Below are 17,771 nucleotides of genomic sequence, written 5' to 3' on the forward strand. Positions count from 1 at the left end.
CAACGGTGCGGCAGGCAAAGCGGCATCCGGGGGAGCCGTGACGGTACGTGTGGATGCATGCGGCTTGCAGTGCCCCGGCCCGGTACTGAAAATGAAGAAGGCGATGGACAGTCTTGCGCCGGGCGAAAGGGTGGAAATTATTTCAACCGACCCCGGTTTCCTGCGCGATGCGGGGGCATGGTGCAATTCTACGGGCAACCATCTGGTTTCTACCGAATCGCAGGGCGGAAAAGCGGTGGCGGTGATAGAGAAAGGAGAGCCCAAGGCGTGCAATCTGGTGACTTCGTGCGACGATAAGGGGAAAACGCTGATTATGTTCAGCGACGATCTCGACAAGGCGCTGGCTACGTTCGTTCTTGCCAACGGAGCGGCGGCTACGGGGCAGAAGGTAACCGTATTCTTCACCTTCTGGGGGCTGAACGTGATTAAAAAGCTCCGGAAGCCAGCTGTGGAAAAGGATATCTTCGGAAAGATGTTCGCCATGATGCTTCCTTCAAGCTCGTTGAACCTGAAGCTTTCGAAGATGAGCATGGGGGGAATCGGCGGCAGGATGATGCGTTATATCATGAACCGTAAGGGAATCGATTCGCTGGAGTCGCTCAGGCAGCAGGCGCTGGACAATGGAGTGGAGTTTATCGCCTGCCAGATGTCGATGGACGTGATGGGCGTGAAGCGCGAGGAACTGCTCGATGAGGTGACGATTAGCGGCGTGGCTACGTACATGGAGCGCGCCGATAAGGCGAACGTCAACCTGTTCATCTGATCAGCGCGTCGTATATCGCCTGCTGGATTTGCTCGCGGATTTCGAGTGTCATGAGGCGGCGGTTGGTGGCGTCGGGATAGGTGCGGTTGCTCAGAAAGACATAAACCAGCCCGTTCACCGGGTCTGCCCACGCGCAGGTTCCTGTGAAGCCCGTATGCCCGTAGGCTGCGGCGGGCGTGCCGGCAGCACAGTTGCCCTTTTCGGGGCGCTGCGTGTCGGGCCTGTCGAAGCCCAGCCCGCGCCGGCTGATTTTTGATGTTTCGGTGGTAAACAGCTGGCAGGTCTCTTTGCTCAGGTAACGCTTCCCGTCCATCTCGCCCTGGTTCAGCAGCATCTGGTGAACCTTCGCCACATCGCGCGCGGTGGAGAACAGTCCGGCGTTGCCCGCCACCCCGCCGTGGAAGGCGCATGCCTCGTCGTGCACGAATCCGCGCAACGTCTCCTTCCGCAGGAAGAGATCGGTGCTCGAAGGCACGATTTCCGAAGGCTTGAAGCGGCGCAGCGGGCGGTATGCTGTCCGTGCCAGCCCCATCGGTTCGTAGAATTCCTGCCGCAGATACTCGTCCATGGGCATTCCCGCCAGTTGCTCGGCCATCATTCCCAGCAAGATGAACCCTATGTCGCTGTACACATACCGCTTGGCTCCTGCTTTGGCTTCGGCGATTTGCGTTTTGATTGCTTTTTCGAACGAAGCGTTGAGCCACCATTTGTCCGATATGCGGACGGTGTATCGCTCTTTTCTGACGGGCGAAATATATTCGCTTTTGAACCTGAACTTCGTATTCGCCCACGTGCCGCGACCGATGAGAAGCGTGTGGTTTGCGTCTTTGCGGCCGCTGAAGAGCTTTCCTTTGTAGCTGTCGTCGTCGATCGCCTCGCGGTAGAAAGGGATGAAAGAGGGCAGCCCCGACTCGTGGAACAGCAGTTCCTGAATGGTTATGTCTTTCTTGTCTGTCTGCCGGAGGAAAGGCAGGTGGCGCGCTATCTTGTCGGTGAGGTTGAACCGTCCTTTGTCGTAGAGCTTCATCAGCGCCAGCAGTGTTCCGGTGGTCTTTGAAAGCGACGCCAGGTCGTAGAGGTCTGTGGGGCTTACCGGCGCGCTTCCCTTGCCCGCCTGAGTGCCGAAAGCCTTGTCTACGAAAATATGTCCGTCCTTCATCACCACGATCTGGCAGCCGGGATAAGCCTGCTGCCGGATGCCGTCCGAGGCGATGGAGTCGATGCGTAGCAGCTTCGCGGAAGAAAGGCCGTACTCTTCGGGAACAAAATGCGGGGGAGTCTGCGGGCCGACAGTCACTCCCGCTCCCGCGCGGAACACTCCTCCGACGCTTGCGGAGAGTCGTCCGTCGGCGGTAGCTTTGCCGAACAGCACATCTGCCGTGCGTGTCATCACGTCTTTATGGGCGGTATGCGCCAGTACCACCGCCGAGGCGCGGTCTGCGGCGCGGTGAATTTGCAGCATCGTTTTTCCGGGCGTGAAGAACAGGTAAACGGTAGGCGAATGGGGAGTAAACTTCGCGAAGAACGGTTGGTAGGAAGCCGGACGCTGTTCGCTCACGGCGACAATGATCCGCTTGTAGGCGGAAAGCGAGTCTTGAAGCCGCTTCGCTTCTTCCGCCCGCAAATCCGGACGCAGGCGAAAGCGGGTGATCGGCGCGTGTTTCGAGAGTTGCCCGGCAAGCGCGTCCATGCTGTTTTTGGCGCCGACCTCCAAGAGGGCCACGCTCTGCCCTTTGTCCCCATAAAGGGGTAAGACTTGGTTTTTATTGTGCAGCACGGTGATTGCCGCCAGGTTCAGTTTGCCGATCAGGTCGGCCGTTTGCCGGGTATGGATGCGCTGCTCCAGTCCGGAGAGTTGCACGTAGGGCTTTTCCTTCAGGCCCAACACATATTTGTACATCAGCACTTTGCGGCATTTGGCCTCTATTTCCTCCCGTTTCAGCTCGCCTTTTTCGATGGCGTCCATCACACTTGCCATCTCTTTCTTTAGGTTGCGCGGAGCCAGCACCATGTCGTTGCCTGCTTTTAAGGCGCGCACGCATACGTTGTCGTTTCCGGCAACGCCTTTCATGGCGAGGGCATCGGTGAATACCAACCCTTTGAAAGCCAGATCTCCTGCCAGCAGATCGTGTACCACCTTGCGCGAGAGCGAGGAAGGAAGTCCGCGCGCCGGCTCTATGGCGGGAACTTGCAGGTGTCCCACCATCATGCCTCCCAGTCCGGCGCGTATGGCCCTTTTGAAAGGATAAAGCTCGATGCTGTCCAGACGCTCTCGGGTGAAAGGGAGCACCGGAAGCGCCTTATGCGAATCGACGTCCGTATCGCCATGCCCCGGAAAGTGCTTGCAGACCGACAGCACGCCGCCATCCTCCAGTCCGGCGGCATAGGCGATGACTTTATCCGCCACCCGCTCCGGGTCTTCCCCGAACGAACGGGTATTGATTACGGGATTTTCGGGGTTGATGTTGACGTCCGCCACCGGGGCGAAGTTTACCTGCACCCCGATTTGCCGGCACTGCCGCGCCATCTCTTTCCCGTATTCATAAATCAGTTTGTCGTCCCGGATACATCCCAGTACCATGTTTCTCGGAAAAACGGGCGTGCCCCGCAATCGCATCGACAGCCCCCATTCGCCGTCGAAAGTAATCAGGAGCGGAATCTTGGCAAGGCGTTGCGCCTTGTTGGTCAGCACCGCTTGGTTTTGCAGCGTCCCTCCCGAGAAGAGAAGCCCCCCGACGCCGTAGGTGTCGACCGCATCGTGCAGCACCGCGAGGTTTTGTTTGGTATTCACCGGCGCAATGGTGTGGATGAACAGTTGCCCCACCTTCTCCTTCAGGCTGAGCTTTTCCATCACCGAGTCTACCCAGTGGAGGCAGCGTTTGTCCTGAAGCGCCTTTTGCAGCAGGCGGGGATTCCCGTCTGGCAGGAGCGGTGAAGAAGGGTGTTGGGAAGCGGATAAACCGGGCGGGCGTTCCGATGCTTCGGGAGATGGCGCCGGCTTCTGCCGTTTTTGTGTCGCAGATGCCTTCGCTGTTTTATCAGCTTTGCGTGACAGAGAGACCTCTTCCGCCCGCTTTGCTTGCGCGAGCTGTGTATGAAAGTGCGTCGGCTTCATTACGAATCCGGTGAGCGAAAGGAACAGCAGGATGAACAGTGAAGAAATCAGTTTCATTTACGCGTTAAAGTTAAGTCGAGGCGTCCGACGCGTACTCCGTTTTTTCCGGTGTGCATCAGCCGTACCTCTTTTCCGTCGGCATTCAAATACGTTTTGGGGGCTTTCATGAAGGTGTGCGAGTGTCCGCCCAGCACTACGTCGATATTCCGGGTGTCGGCTATCAGCCATTCGTCCGTCTGTATGCCCAAGTGCGAAAGGCACACCACTACATCGCACCCTTTCGATTTCAGCAGGGCGGCGGTTTCGTTCGACACGCGGACGGGGTCTTTGTAAACCACTCCTTCGCACTTCTCCGCCGGAATCAGCCCGTCGGGTTTGGCCCCCAGTCCGAACACTCCGATGCGCATCCCGGACCGTTCGAGGATGATGTAAGGCTTCACCAGCCCCTTCAGCGGAGTGTGCTCCAAATCGTAGTTGGAGCATACGATGGGAAATGTGGCCATCTTGAACAGGCGCGCCATGTTCTCCAAGCCGAAGTCGAACTCGTGGTTTCCGATGGTGCAGGCGTCGTAGCCCATTTCGTTCATCAGTTTCACCTCCACCTCGCCTTTGTATATATTATAATAAGGTGTACCCTGCGAGAAGTCTCCGCAATCGAACAAGAGTACATGTTCGTTCTCCTTGCGAAAGCGGTTGAGGAAGGTGGCTCTGCGTACGAATCCCCCCTCTTTGTAATTTCTGTCTCCTTTCTGGTTGATAGGCTCGATGCGGCTGTGCACGTCGCTTGTCTGGAGAATAATAAGCTGTTTGGTTTTCTGTGCCGATGCGGAGAAGCCGAGTCCCCACATGAAGCACACGATGAGTAATGTATGCAATTTTTTCATATACACGGTATTGAAGTTTGGTTCATCTGATACTGATTCGCCCGTCGAGCTTCGAGGTAATCGCCTTTCCGTCGGCAGTCTGCTTCCGTACGTAATCCAGAAACAGCTTGCGCAGTGTAGCGTTCTCGGGACATTGGCGTTTCTCTGCTTGCAGCAAGGCGTCCATGCGTCCGTTGCCGTCTGCCAGATAGTCGACGGTGGAGACGGTATAGAGCCGTTTGTCTTCTACGGGTCTGCCGCCCACGGTTGCATTCAGCAACTCTCCCGTCCGGCTGATTTCGAGGCGGACGCCGCTTACTCCCTCTCCTTGCAGCGATGCGATGGATTGGAACAAGCGTTTCAGGTGCCGCCCTTCGATGGTGAGCACGCAAAGCGAATTTTCGAAGGGGAGAATCTCGTACACTGTTCCCACCGTTATATCGCCCTGAGGCAGAATGTTTCGCAACCCTCCCATGTTGATCAGTCCCATGTCGGCGGGCTTGCCCAACACTTGCGCCGCAGCTTCCCGGAGCACTTCCGCCACGAGGTTCGAGAGCAGGCTTTCGGGCATCTCCTTCTCCATTCTCATGGCGCTCGTCCCGATGACCTCGTACATCATGCGGTCGATCTCTTTCTTGTAGGGGTTCAACACTTTGCTTGTCTTTTCGTCGGGATTCCGGTCCCATGCCGAGTCGATGGTAATCATGCTGCCCGTCGCTTGGGATACGTAGTAGCGTGAGGCGGCTTCCCGCGGCGAATGGCACGAAGAGAACGCGAACAGGCTTGTCAGCACTGCTGCCGTGAGAAACTTTCGGTAAGTTTGTTTCATGCTTGTAGCTTTTTGTTTAGAACAGGCACAAATATACGAAAAACATTTGGCTATCTGACAAATAATTCGTTACTTTGCACCGCTTTCGCGCAATCGCTGTCAAGAAGAGATGAGATGCTTGGTATGTTGCGTTGTAACGATCAAACAATTTAATAATAGCTACAATGGATTTAATTAAAATTGCAGAAGAAGCATTTGCTACCGGAAAACAGCATCCGAGCTTCAAAGCCGGAGACACTGTGACTGTGGCATATCGTATTATTGAAGGTAACAAAGAGCGTGTGCAGCAGTACCGCGGCGTTGTTATCAAAATCTCCGGTCACGGAGACAAGAAGCGTTTTACTGTGCGTAAAATGTCAGGAACAATCGGCGTAGAAAGAATTTTCCCGCTCGAATCACCGGCTATCGATAGAATCGAAGTGAACAAGGTAGGTAAAGTTCGTCGCGCTAAGCTATATTACCTGCGTTCTCTTACCGGTAAGAAAGCCAGAATCAAAGAAAAAAGAGTTTTGGGTTAATCCCTGCTCTTCGTTCGAGATAGAAAAGGAAATTCCGAAAGGGGTTTCCTTTTTTTGTGGGTGTTGAGGAATATCCCCTTAATCGGCTGTTTGAAAAAAGGTGTCCGGCTAGAAAGATGTATAAAATGTAAGGGGCTGTCCGGCTTTGAAGTACCCTCCAAAAGTTTTGTACCCGACTTTTGGAGGGCGGTTCGCTTTTCGGACAGCCCCTTGCTGTGGTTTGCCGTTTCAAACCGGAAGACGCGAAGTCGTCCTGTTTGTCCGTCTCGGGAGTTTAGGCGGACTGTATTTTATCCTGCTGCATGTCCGCGAAATCATCCTTTTGGTCCGTTTCGGGCGGGTTCGCCTCTTTATTCTTTCAGGTCTTTCAACTCCCAGGCCAGTGCGCTGGCTCCCAGAACGGCGGCGTCCGAATCCCTGAGTTCGGAAACGAGCAATTTGGTCTTCCCTTTGTAGATGTTGAGCACATTATCTTCGATAGCCTTTTTGATCGGGTTCATGATGTAGTCGCCCGATTTGGCGAGGCCGCCGAACAGTACGATTGCTTCCGGGCTGGAGAAAGCGATGGCGTCTGCCAATGCCTCGCCCAGGATGTTGCCGGTAAACTCGAAAATCTCCTGCGCCAGTTTGTCGCCTTTTACGGCTGCGTCGTACACGTCTTTGGATGTGATGCTTTCCGCCGGAATGTCGCGTAGCGAACTCGGTTCCGTGCGTGCGGCGAGCAATTCGCGTGCAGTGCGGGCTACGCCTGTGGCCGAGCAATAAGTCTCCAGGCAGCCTTTGCGTCCGCAGCCGCATACGCGTCCTTCGCGGCGTGCGATGACGTGTCCCAGCTCGCCGGCAAACCCGTCGTGGCCGTATACCATCTGTCCGTTGATGACGATGCCGCTACCTACGCCCGTTCCCAGTGTGATCATAATGAAATCTTTCATACCGCGCGCTGCGCCGTAAGTCATTTCGCCGATGGCTGCGGCATTGGCGTCGTTCGTAAGCGCCGTGGGTATGTCCAGTCTTTCTTCGAACATGGCGGCCAGCGGAATGACTCCTTTCCAAGGCAGGTTGGGAGCAAATTCGATGGTTCCGGTATAATAGTTTCCGTTGGGCGCACCGATGCCGATGCCCCTGATTTTATCCACACCGCCATTAGCCACGATCAGCGGAAGAAGGTGTCTGCATACTTCGTCCGCATATTCTTCGGCAGTGGGGTACCCGGCAGTCTTGATAGAATCGCTGGCAATGATGGTCCCACGCGCATCCACAATTCCAAAGACGGTATTCGTTCCGCCTATGTCAATACCTACTACGTAGGGTTTTTCCATGGTTGAATTCATCATACTTTTATATTTATAGGGTTAGTTAATTATTCCTTAATTATAATTCACAAATTACGCAAAGAAGATTGAGTTAGCAAAATGTTTTTTAAAAAAAGTTCGGCTCCTTTGCAACTTTTCGTATATTGCTTTCGTCTAATGGGAAAGTTGACAACTCTCATGCACATACTGAAGTGCAGATTGCCGAACTTTGAAAAACATACGGATAAAAGATATCTAAAAGCTTAAAAATAATGATTCATCTGACAGGCATCAACAAAACCTATTATAACGGTGCTCCTCTGCATGTGCTCAAGGGCATCGATCTCGAAATCGGGCGGGGTGAGTTTGTTTCGATTATGGGGGCTTCGGGCTCCGGGAAATCGACCTTGCTCAATATACTGGGGATATTGGATAATTACGATACCGGTGATTACTGCCTGAACGGCGTACTGATCAAAAACCTGAGCGAGACGAGAGCGGCGGAGTACCGCAACCGGATGATAGGTTTTATCTTTCAGTCGTTCAACCTGATTCCTTTCAAAGATGCGGTGGAGAATGTGGCGCTTCCCCTGTTCTATCAGGGAATGAGACGCAAGAAGCGGAATATGCTGGCATTGGAATACCTCGACCGGCTGGGCTTGAAAGACTGGGCGCATCACATGCCCAACGAGATGAGCGGAGGACAGAAACAGCGTGTAGCCATTGCACGGGCGTTGATTACGCAGCCGCAAATCATCCTTGCCGACGAACCGACCGGAGCGTTGGACAGCAAGACTTCGGGAGAGGTGATGCAGATATTGAAAGATTTGCACCGAACCGGGATGACCATCGTAGTGGTGACTCATGAAAGCGGAGTGGCCAACGAGACGGACCGCATTATCCACATCAAAGACGGTATCATCGAACGGATAGAAGAGAACTCCGCGCACGACTCTTCTCCTTTCGGAGCTGGCGGGTTGATGAAATAGCGCGAGCCCGCATCTGCATGAATAGGAAAAAGCAGACGGGAGTTCAGCGGGGTCGATGAGAGAAGATGAAGCTGCATCCGTTCCAAAGGAATGGGTTTCATGAGTCGATAAAAACCGGGCCGGAAGGTGCGGACTAGTTTGAAAACAGAAAATCACAGAAAAATCGAAATGATAGACCTTTGGCAAGAAATATTCAGTACGATCCGGAGAAACAAGCTGCGGACATTCCTCACGGGGTTTGCCGTGGCATGGGGAATCTTCATGCTGATTGTGTTGCTCGGAGCGGGAAACGGGTTGATTCATGCGTTCGAAGAATCTTCTTCGGAGCGTGCGATGAACTCCATCAAGATTTATCCCGGCACAACTACCAGGTCTTATGACGGATTGAAGGAAGGAAGATTCATCCGGCTCGACAATAAAGACCTGAACGCGACTTCCGAGCACTTCCCCGACCATGTGATCAAGGCGGGCGGCATTGTCTGGCAGGGCAGTGTGAACCTGAGTTTCGGTTCCGAATACGTAAGCCTCGATCTTGGAGGAGTTTTCCCGAATTATACGGAGGTGGAAGCGGTAAAGATTATCGAGGGGCGGTTCATCAACGAAGTAGACATCAAAGAGCGCCGGAAGGTGGCGGTGATACATAAGAAAACTGCGGAAATTCTGTTCGGCAAGGCGCGTGTCGAGCCTGTGGGGCAGACGGTGAATGCGGGCAGCGTTACTTACCGGATAGTGGGCATCTATGACGATAAGGGCGACAGCGGAGACAGAGACGCTTATATCCCTTTCACTACCTTGCAGACCATTTATAACAAAGGGGACAAGCTGAGCAATATAGTGATGACCACCAAAGGGCTGGAATCGGTAGAGCAGAACGAGGCTTTCGAAACGCGGTATCGCAAAGTGATTGCCGCCAACCATCGCTTCGACCCTGCCGACAAGAGCGCGCTGTGGATCTGGAATCGGTTTACGCAATACCTGCAACAGCAAAAAGGAATGGGGATATTGCGCACGGCTATTTGGGTGATCGGTATCTTTACACTGTTGAGCGGCATTGTAGGGGTATCCAACATCATGCTGATCACCGTGAAAGAGCGTACGCGCGAATTCGGCATCCGCAAGGCGCTTGGCGCCAAACCTTTCTCGATTCTCCGACTCATTATCGTAGAGAGCGTAACCATCACCACGATTTTCGGATACGTCGGTATGGTAGCGGGTATCGGCGCAACGGAGTGGATGAACAATGTTTTCGGCAAGCAGACAATGGATACGGGAATGTGGACGACAACGGTCTTTCTCGATCCGACGGTCGATTTGAGAATTGCGGTACAGGCCACCTTGACACTGATTATAGCCGGCACGCTGGCGGGATTGTTCCCTGCGAGGAAAGCTGCGAGAATCCGGCCGATTGAAGCATTAAGGGCCGATTAGTTCGAAAGCAGTATGAAAATAGACAGAGATACATTCGAGGAAATTCTCCTCACCATTACGAGAAACAAAACGCGAAGCCTGCTGACGGCTTTCGGCGTGTTCTGGGGCATCTTTATGCTTGTGGCTCTTATCGGGGGCGGACAGGGAATGCAAGACATGATGAAGAAAAACTTCGAAGGGTTTGCCACGAACTCAGGCTTTCTGGCTGCCCGGAGAACAGGCGAGGCGTACAAAGGGTTCCGCAAAGGACGTTGGTGGGAATTGGAAACGGCGGATATCGAACGGATCCGCTCGCAGGTGAAAGAGGTGGATGTCATTACCCCGAGCGTATCGAGTTGGGGAGGTAAAGCGGTGTATCAAGAGAAGAAATACGATTGCAACGTAAAGGGACTGTATCCCGATTATCTTCATATCGAACCGCAGGATATGAGGTACGGACGGTATATCAACGACGTGGATATCCATGAGGCGCGTAAAGTCTGTGTGATCGGGAAGCGGGTATATGAAAGCCTTTTCAACCCGGGTGAGGATCCTTGCGGCAAGTATATACGGTTGGACGGCATCTATTACCGCGTTATCGGCATGTCTGCTTCCGAAGGGAATATGAGCATACAAGGGCGGGCTTCGGAAGCGGTGGTTCTCCCTTTTACCACTATGCAGCAGACGTATAATCTGGGAAGCCGGATAGATGTGCTTTGCTTCACCGTGAAGCGGGGTGTGAAGGTGTCTGATGTGCAGCCCGGGATGGAACAGATCATCAAAAAAGCGCATTACATCGCTCCGGATGACAAGCAGGCGCTCATGTATCTGAATGCCGAAGCCATGTTCTCGATGGTCGATAACCTGTTTACCGGTATCCGGATATTGATCTGGATGGTGGGGATGGGGACATTGCTGGCAGGAGCCATCGGCGTGTCGAACATTATGATGGTGACCGTGAAAGAACGCACGACCGAAATCGGTATCCGCCGTGCCATCGGAGCGCGCCCGAAGGATATATTGCAGCAGATTCTTTCCGAAAGCATCGTGCTCACTACTATCGCAGGCATGTGCGGCATCTCCTTTGCCGTGATGGTGCTGCATGTGGTAGAGATGAATGCCAATGCCGGCGGCGGAACGGCAAGGTTTCAGGTCGGCTTCGGGCTGGCGGTGGGAACCTGCATCCTTCTTATCGCGTTGGGGATGCTGGCGGGATTGGCGCCTGCCTACCGCGCAATGGCGGTGAAGCCGATTGACGCGATCAGAGACGAATAATTCAAAATAACAACAATAGTATATGAAAAAGTATTTGAAAATCGCAATCCTGGTAATTATGGCTCTTGTTCTTGTATGGACATTTGTTTTCCTTTATCAGAAGTCACGCCCTAAGGTGACGGTGTATGAGACTGTGACGCCGGAAGTGGCGGATCTGGAAAAAACGACGGTTGCTACGGGAAAGGTGGAGCCGAGAGATGAAATCCTGATTAAGCCGCAGATTTCCGGAATTATTGCCGAAGTGTATAAGGAAGCGGGACAAAGCGTGAGGAAAGGGGAGGTGATAGCCAAGGTGAAAGTGATTCCCGAGCTTGGACAACTCAATGCGGCGGAAAGCCGTGTGCGGCTGGCAGAGATAAACTCGGCTCAGGCAGAGACGGAGTTTGCCCGCATCAAGAAGCTGTACGATGACCAACTGATCAGCAGGGAGGAATACGAAAAGGGCGAAGTAGCTGTGAAGCAGTCGCGCGAAGAAAAGCAAACGGCAAAGGATAATCTCGAAATCATTAAAGAAGGGATTACGAAAAGCAACGCGTCGATCAGCAGTACGATGATTCGCTCGACCATCGACGGGCTGATACTGGATGTGCCGGTGAAGGCGGGCAATTCGGTGATCATGAGCAATACGTTCAACGACGGTACTACCATTGCTTCGGTGGCAAACATGAACGATCTCATTTTTCGCGGCAACATCGACGAGACGGAGGTCGGGCGCATTCATGAACGGATGCCCGTGAAGCTTTCCATCGGCGCTTTGCAGAAACTGAACTTCAATGCGACGCTCGAATATATCTCGCCCAAAGGAGTGGAGACAAACGGAGCCAATCTGTTCGAAATCAAGGCGGCTATTGCTGTTCCCGATTCGGTGCAGATAAGAGCGGGCTATTCGGCCAATGCCGAAATCGTGTTGCTGCGGGCGGAGAAAGTACTGGCAATACCCGAAAGCTGTGTGGAGTTCAGCGGAGACTCTACGTTTGTGTACGTCATGACGGACTCCGTGCCTTCGCAGGTGTTCAGGCGTACTCAAGTGACAACGGGAATGAGCGACGGCATCAAAATAGAGATTAAAAAGGGAGTGACTGCCAAAGATAAAATACGAGGAGCGGAGAAGAAAAAACCAACCAATCATTAAACTGATTTCGATGATAATATTTAATTTGACTTTAAAAGGAACCCGAAACTTCTCATTAAACTGATTTCGATGATAATATTTAATTTGACTTTAAAAGGAACCCGAAACTTCCTGAGGCGGGAGAAAGCCGCTGCGGCAAAACTTTTCTCTTTCGTCTTCACTGCTCTCTTGTTGAGTGGAGCGGGATTGTGTTACGGACAGGAACCGACCGACCGGGGGCAAGTGTGGTCGTTGCGTCGGTGCATCGACTATGCCATTGAGCATAATTTGCGGATTCGTCAGTCGGCGAATGCGGCGGAGCAGAATAAAGTAGATGTGAATACGGCTAAATGGGCACGCTTGCCGAATGTAAACGGCACTGCAAGTCAGAACTGGAGCTGGGGGCGATCGCCTTCTCCCGTGGATAACTCTTATCGCGACATAAACAGCGCCAATACAAACTTCAGCGTAGGGGCGAACGTTCCTCTCTTTACGGGGTTGCAGCTCTCCAATCAGTACACGCTTGCCAAGCTGAATCTGGCAGCTGCCATCGAAGACTTGAACAAGGCGAAAGAGGATATAGCGATCAATGTTACCTCCGCTTATCTGCAGGTGCTTTTCAATATGGAGCTGAGTAAAGTGGCAAAGCAACAAGTGGAGATGAGTGCCGAGCAGCAGAAGCGTATCGAGGGACTCTATGAGGTGGGAAAAGCTGCTGCTCCCGATGTGGCGGAAGCAAAGGCCCGTGTGGCGCAGGATGAGATGACGGCGGTTCAGGCGGACAATGCTTATAGGCTTTCGCTGCTGGAGTTGAGTCAGCTGCTGGAACTTTCCACGCCCGAAAGGTTGGTACTCGAAAGTCCGGAAGAGGAGTTGGAGCTTTTGCCTCTGACTCAGCCGGATGACATCTATGCGCAGGCTCTGACTTTCAAACCGGGTGTGAAAGCGGCGGAATACCGTTTGCAGGGAAGTGTTAACCGTATTCGTATTGCTCAGTCGCAACTGTATCCCCATCTTTCTTTCGGTGCGGGACTGGGCACGAACTATTATACCGTGAATGGAAAATCGGAGAAAGGTTTCGGCAGCCAGATGAAGAACAACCTGAACAAATATGTCGGTTTCAGCCTGAGCATACCTGTCTTCAATCGGTTCGCTACCCGGAATCAGGTGCGTGCGGCACGTTTGCAGCAAGCCAATCTCGCTCTGGAACTGGATCACACCAAGAAGGCGCTTTATAAAGAGATTCAGCAGGCGTGGTACAATGCGGTGGCTGCGGAGGGCAAGTATGCGGCCGGCGAGGCGGCGGTAAAAGCCAATCAGGAATCGTTCCGCCTGGTGAATGAAAAGTATAATCAAGGCAAGGCTACTTCGATAGAGTTCAACGAGGCGAAGCTGAATCTCACCAAAGCCCTTTCGGATCGCCTGCAAGCCAAGTACGACTATTTGTTCCGGACTAAGATACTCGATTTCTATAAAGGCAAGGCCATTGAATGAAACAAGTTTTCCGGCGATTCTTTGTATTCGGAAGCTGAAATAGTGAATCCGCTTCTGACGGGTATGTTCGAACCGTGCCTTTCGGCTTCATTCAAGCCGGCGGTACTCACGCGATTACGCATCGGTTCACTACCGAAAAGGTCTATAATGCCATTCGCCGTGTCGATCCCGATGCGGAGATCACGAAACGACAAATACATGAAGCCATGTGCCGGAGAGGCCGTCGTTATCCCAACCTTCCCGGTTCGGTCGGCTTCAATTTCCGTTGGATGCTTGTATTCAAGCAATAATTTGTAATTCTCATTCGCTTTACTTATTTTTGAATACACGAAAGCAATTCTCATTATGGAAGCCTTTTATTTTATCTACATGATTATCGCCCTTCTTCTCATGCCGGTATTAGTCAAGGAGGGTGGTACCGTATATAAGATGCTCTACCTCATCGTTGCTTTGGGCATTCCTTTCTTCGGCATATACGTTTGGTGGCGTATGCGAAGATAGCAGGTTCTCCTTTCCGCATTGCCCGGCCGACCGTATATTGGCTGAAAAAACAGCGAATATATGGCTACCGGACAATGATTAAAAAAGAGTTTATCCACCAGACTATCTCCTACGGATTACGTGAGATATATTCCATACAGGCAGAAGTCATTACTTCCGAACTGACGACCTTCAGCGGCAATCTTTCCACATAGACTGTAAAAGCCGTTTCAGCTTGAGGATGGTAAGTTGAAACGGCTTTTACTTTTATAGTCGGCCGGGATTAATGGTATTTTATGATGTTTTTGCAAACATAACTGTAATTTCCCTCGTTACTATTGAAAGAGATTACGAATATGAAACGTTTAATGATTGCAATGCTTTTACTGATGAGTAATGTGTTGCCGGGAATTACCAAACCAATGGAAAAACAATCGGAAATCTATTTTGCAGGCGGGTGTTTCTGGGGAACGGAACACTTCCTGAAGCAAATCAGAGGGGTGGAAAGCACCCAAGTGGGGTATGCCAACAGCCGGGTGGCTAACCCGAGTTATGAACAAGTATGCACGGGCGAAACTAATGCCGCCGAGGCGGTGAAAGTAGTGTATGACGCGGAGATGGTGAAGTTAAGCTTGTTGCTCGAGCTTTACTTCCAAACCATCGACCCTACCAGCATAAACCGGCAGGGAAACGACCGCGGGAGCCAGTACCGGACGGGTATTTACTATACGGATGAGGCTGACCTCCCTGTGGTGAAAGCCGCTTTGCAGAATCTCGCCACGCGCTATACAGCGCCTGTCGTCGTTGAGGTGGAACGACTGAAGAACTTTTATCCGGCGGAAGAATATCATCAGGACTATCTGGACAAAAATCCTACGGGGTACTGCCATATCAATCCCGCTTTGTTTGCTCTTGCGAAGAAAGCCAATGCGCCGGTTGCCAAGACTTATAAGAAGCCCGATGACGCAACTTTGCGCCGCACGCTGACTGCCGAACAGTATGCCGTGACGCAGCAGAATGCCACAGAACGCGCTTTCCGCAACGAATATTGGGATGAGCATCGCCCCGGCATTTATGTGGACATCACTACCGGAGAGCCTTTGTTCGTTTCTACCGATAAGTTCGATTCGGGGTGCGGATGGCCCAGCTTTTCCAAACCTATTGACAAGGAGCTGATCGAGGAGAAAAAGGATACTTCGCACGGAATGATACGTACGGAGGTGCGCAGCAAAACCGGTGATGCCCATCTGGGGCATGTGTTTACCGACGGCCCGATGGACAGAGGCGGACTTCGTTATTGTATCAACAGCGCTTCGCTCCGCTTTATCCCGAAAGAGAAAATGCAGGAAGAGGGTTATGGGGAATACCTGTATCTGGTAAAATGACGTGTAGGATGAAGGCGTTGTTTACACTACGGTTGGCTTGAAAAAGAAGAAAATCGAAGCTGTTGATAAAGAAAACCGATGTGTTTTACACTACGATTGGCTTAAAAAAGAAGCCGGGCAGAGTTGCTTCCATTAGGCTTGGTGGTTATTTCAGCAGGTCGATGCCATCAACAATCAAGCCACGAAGGCTTTCTTGGGAGCTGAGTTGCCCGGTCATCATTACAAGAACTCGACTCTAACAGGTAAATGCTTTGCATATCGGTTCTCATCGAAGCTATTTTGCCGGGGATAGACAATCTTATTTTCTGAAATGTTTTACATATCGGTTCCCATCGTACTTGTCCAAATAGGCTCTTAACAGAAAACCGGGGCGGCTTATTTTCATGGGCTTGACACATCTTTTTTATTTAGTAAGTCGATGCCATATCCGGGACAGAAAATCGAGACAGACTTATTCTCATGAGCGATATTATAATAACAATCCCCCTTATTTATTCTTTTTTAGACGAAAAGAGCTGAATAAGAGGGATTTCTTCCAAAGAGGCTTCGGCTTTTAAAGCTTTTCATTCTCGAATATTACTTCGGTCCGCCTTCCTTTGTTTCAAGAGAAAACCGTGCGGTGCGGACCTTCGTTTTGAAGACTTTCCGGCTTTGCTTTGCCCCGTTCGGCTATAAATCAATTAATCTTAAGAGAGAGCAGAGTTTCACAACTCTGTTGTTGAGGAAAAGCTATTGCTTGCTTTGGTTTATCGTTTTTCCATTGGTAATTCACGCAGGCCACCGGTATATTATTTTCGTTGAGCTCATATACGCTTTTCTCCACTTGGGCATCGTAGGCTTTGTGCGCTTCGTTCCAACGGGCGTATGTCAGAGTGATTTGCCCGTCAGAATAGGTGTAGTCTATTTTGAAGTACGGACTCCATTTCTCGCGTCTGGAATCCCATTTGAAGGCTTCCTTGGATGTCATTCGTTTTTGTTCGTCGTAAGTGAAATCATACTTCATGTGACGGTAGAGCGATCCGTCTAATCTGTAAATAACTTTCGATACGATGAGGTCGCCTTGCTTTTCTTCATTCGTGATGAAGTTGCCGCTTTCTTGTGCGTTCAGTCCCGTATAGCTGAAACTTGCAATTAAGATTCCCAATAGAATCGTGATTCTGGATAAAAAACTCTTTTTCATGACTGTATGTTTTTATTGGTTTACTTATTTCCCTTTCTTTATCTATTAGACGGAACCAATACATCGAATGGTTGCAATTGCTATGCTTTTTTATGTATGTTCTTCGTCAGTCGGAGTAAAACAATATCTGTGCCATCTTATTAATGTGTTGATAATGAGGTGATATTCAGTTGGATTTGTGCGCAAACGGACACTCTTTTGTCCGCAGGCGGACGGATGGAAAGTGAAAAGAAAGAATGCTATGGAAGAAACCTCTCTTGCCGAAATACCATGCAGATAAACATTCGCCTGCCTGAAAGGTTGTTTTCGTTTGCCCGGTCATAAATGTTTTTAGTGAGCGCGAAAATGCACTTACACAGAAAAAATCCCCGCTTGTTCGCAAAGAAAAGTACATCTCAACATGTCGGCAACTCTGACGTTTTTCCGGATACCACCTTTTCACAGAGAGTGATTTATATAATGTATGCCTTGCCCAGAGAGAGAGAAAACAAGAAAAACAGAGGATTATCTCGGGTTATGGTTATATGAGAACATAGACGAAGATCGCCTTTCTGAACTGTTCTATTACGATTATCTCTGCTGTCAGCTCTCGCTGGTACTATTGGCGGGGCGCTTTCTGAACTGATCTATTACGATTATCTTGGGCTATGGTTGTATGAAAACCTCCGCAGAATTTCCGGTTCATGGCTTATGAAGAATTAAAGTCAATCGTATCCTTCGTTCTGCGGAGGCTTCGGTATGTAAATAAAGGAATAGGTTATCTCCTTGAACTTTCCATTCTTTGGGAGTGTGAAGATCTGCGGCCTTCCGTCGACTGTTCTGTGGAGTTGCTCTTGCCGTATCGGCTTCCCGCATCGCTTTCCACGCTTCTTCGGGTGCTTTCCCTGCGGGAGGAGTGTCTGCCGCTCCTGTCTTCCGTTGCCCGCTCTGTAGAGTTGCTCCTGCTGTATCGGCTTCCCGCATCGCTTTCCACACTTCTTCGGGTGCTTTCCCTGCGGGAGGAGTGTCTGCCGCTCCTGTCTTCCGTTGCCCGCTCTGTAGAGTTGCTCCTGCTGTATCGGCTTCCCGCA

Annotated in this window: 16 protein-coding genes and 1 pseudogene; 10 read left to right on the forward strand and 7 right to left on the reverse strand. The window is 51.4% G+C overall.

Annotated elements, in window-relative coordinates:
* Nucleotides 1-40: 40 nt before the first annotated feature.
* Nucleotides 41-763: pseudogene (locus GGR07_RS14150) on the forward strand (DsrE/DsrF/DrsH-like family protein); the annotation flags it as partial.
* Here the strand turns inward: GGR07_RS14150 and GGR07_RS04255 are convergent.
* The 3 genes from GGR07_RS04255 to GGR07_RS04265 all read right to left on the reverse strand — a co-directional run bounded on the left by GGR07_RS04255 (nt 756) and on the right by GGR07_RS04265 (nt 5,570).
* On the reverse strand, nt 756-3,614 hold the full coding sequence (locus GGR07_RS04255) for a glycoside hydrolase family 3 N-terminal domain-containing protein (protein WP_122056687.1): 2,859 nt from the start codon (nt 3,612-3,614) through the stop codon (nt 756-758). The pseudogene GGR07_RS14150 and the gene GGR07_RS04255 sit on opposite strands and share 8 nt — an antisense overlap.
* A 317-nt stretch (nt 3,615-3,931) precedes the next feature.
* Nucleotides 3,932-4,762 (reverse strand): bifunctional metallophosphatase/5'-nucleotidase, encoded by an 831-nt coding sequence (locus tag GGR07_RS04260; RefSeq protein ID WP_021646072.1) that lies wholly within the window; start codon nt 4,760-4,762, stop codon nt 3,932-3,934.
* Between the two features lie 22 nt (nt 4,763-4,784).
* Nucleotides 4,785-5,570 (reverse strand): 5'-nucleotidase C-terminal domain-containing protein, encoded by a 786-nt coding sequence (locus GGR07_RS04265; protein WP_034543043.1) that lies wholly within the window; start codon nt 5,568-5,570, stop codon nt 4,785-4,787.
* Nucleotides 5,571-5,734: 164 nt separating this feature from the next.
* On the opposite strand from GGR07_RS04265, the gene rplS reads away from it, so the two are divergent.
* Nucleotides 5,735-6,088, forward strand: coding sequence for a 50S ribosomal protein L19 (rplS, locus tag GGR07_RS04270; RefSeq protein WP_021646074.1), 354 nt, complete (start codon nt 5,735-5,737; stop codon nt 6,086-6,088).
* A gap of 350 nt (nt 6,089-6,438) precedes the next feature.
* Here rplS and GGR07_RS04275 read toward each other — a convergent pair whose 3' ends face one another.
* Nucleotides 6,439-7,419 (reverse strand): ROK family protein, encoded by a 981-nt coding sequence (locus GGR07_RS04275; RefSeq protein ID WP_034543078.1) that lies wholly within the window; start codon nt 7,417-7,419, stop codon nt 6,439-6,441.
* Between the two features lie 233 nt (nt 7,420-7,652).
* Here GGR07_RS04275 and GGR07_RS04280 point away from each other — a divergent pair, with 233 nt between their 5' ends.
* The 5 genes from GGR07_RS04280 to GGR07_RS04300 all read left to right on the forward strand — a co-directional run bounded on the left by GGR07_RS04280 (nt 7,653) and on the right by GGR07_RS04300 (nt 13,656).
* Nucleotides 7,653-8,369 carry an ABC transporter ATP-binding protein gene (locus GGR07_RS04280; RefSeq protein ID WP_021646076.1) on the forward strand — a complete coding sequence of 239 codons (717 nt, stop codon included), beginning with the start codon at nt 7,653-7,655 and terminating at the stop codon, nt 8,367-8,369.
* A 168-nt stretch (nt 8,370-8,537) separates the two neighbouring features.
* Nucleotides 8,538-9,797 carry an ABC transporter permease gene (locus GGR07_RS04285; RefSeq protein WP_034543040.1) on the forward strand — a complete coding sequence of 420 codons (1,260 nt, stop codon included), beginning with the start codon at nt 8,538-8,540 and terminating at the stop codon, nt 9,795-9,797.
* Between the two features lie 12 nt (nt 9,798-9,809).
* Nucleotides 9,810-11,051 carry an ABC transporter permease gene (locus GGR07_RS04290; protein ID WP_122056475.1) on the forward strand — a complete coding sequence of 414 codons (1,242 nt, stop codon included), beginning with the start codon at nt 9,810-9,812 and terminating at the stop codon, nt 11,049-11,051.
* A 22-nt stretch (nt 11,052-11,073) separates the two neighbouring features.
* Entirely contained in the window at nt 11,074-12,183 is a 1,110-nt protein-coding gene (locus tag GGR07_RS04295; protein WP_021646079.1) for an efflux RND transporter periplasmic adaptor subunit, read from the forward strand.
* Nucleotides 12,184-12,252: 69 nt separating this feature from the next.
* Nucleotides 12,253-13,656 (forward strand): TolC family protein, encoded by a 1,404-nt coding sequence (locus tag GGR07_RS04300; RefSeq protein ID WP_021646080.1) that lies wholly within the window; start codon nt 12,253-12,255, stop codon nt 13,654-13,656.
* Here GGR07_RS04300 and GGR07_RS04305 read toward each other — a convergent pair.
* Nucleotides 13,632-14,000: a hypothetical protein gene (locus GGR07_RS04305; RefSeq protein ID WP_021646081.1), complete on the reverse strand. Its 369-nt coding sequence runs from the start codon at nt 13,998-14,000 to the stop codon at nt 13,632-13,634. The genes GGR07_RS04300 and GGR07_RS04305 overlap by 25 nt on opposite strands.
* A 1-nt stretch (nt 14,001) precedes the next feature.
* Between GGR07_RS04305 and GGR07_RS04310 the strand changes: the two genes are divergently transcribed.
* The 3 genes from GGR07_RS04310 to msrB all read left to right on the forward strand — a co-directional run bounded on the left by GGR07_RS04310 (nt 14,002) and on the right by msrB (nt 15,521).
* Nucleotides 14,002-14,157: a hypothetical protein gene (locus tag GGR07_RS04310; protein ID WP_021646082.1), complete on the forward strand. Its 156-nt coding sequence runs from the start codon at nt 14,002-14,004 to the stop codon at nt 14,155-14,157.
* A complete protein-coding gene (locus GGR07_RS04315) occupies nt 14,139-14,351 on the forward strand; it encodes a hypothetical protein (RefSeq protein WP_021646083.1) in 213 nt (70 codons plus the stop codon). Before GGR07_RS04310 ends, GGR07_RS04315 begins: the two co-directional genes overlap by 19 nt.
* A 141-nt stretch (nt 14,352-14,492) precedes the next feature.
* Nucleotides 14,493-15,521, forward strand: coding sequence for a peptide-methionine (R)-S-oxide reductase MsrB (gene msrB / locus GGR07_RS04320; RefSeq protein WP_021646084.1), 1,029 nt, complete (start codon nt 14,493-14,495; stop codon nt 15,519-15,521).
* Between the two features lie 676 nt (nt 15,522-16,197).
* Here msrB and GGR07_RS04325 read toward each other — a convergent pair.
* The gene (locus GGR07_RS04325) at nt 16,198-16,701 is read right to left on the reverse strand and encodes a DUF3836 domain-containing protein (protein ID WP_021646087.1); all 504 of its coding nucleotides are present in this window, start codon (nt 16,699-16,701) and stop codon (nt 16,198-16,200) included.
* 681 nt (nt 16,702-17,382) lie between these two features.
* Nucleotides 17,383-17,771, reverse strand: a 389-nt coding sequence (locus tag GGR07_RS04330) for a hypothetical protein (protein ID WP_183200469.1), incomplete at its 5' end; no start/stop codon positions are given.

It is taken from the genome of Bacteroides pyogenes (assembly GCF_014196225.1).
Classification (GTDB): domain Bacteria; phylum Bacteroidota; class Bacteroidia; order Bacteroidales; family Bacteroidaceae; genus Bacteroides; species Bacteroides pyogenes_A.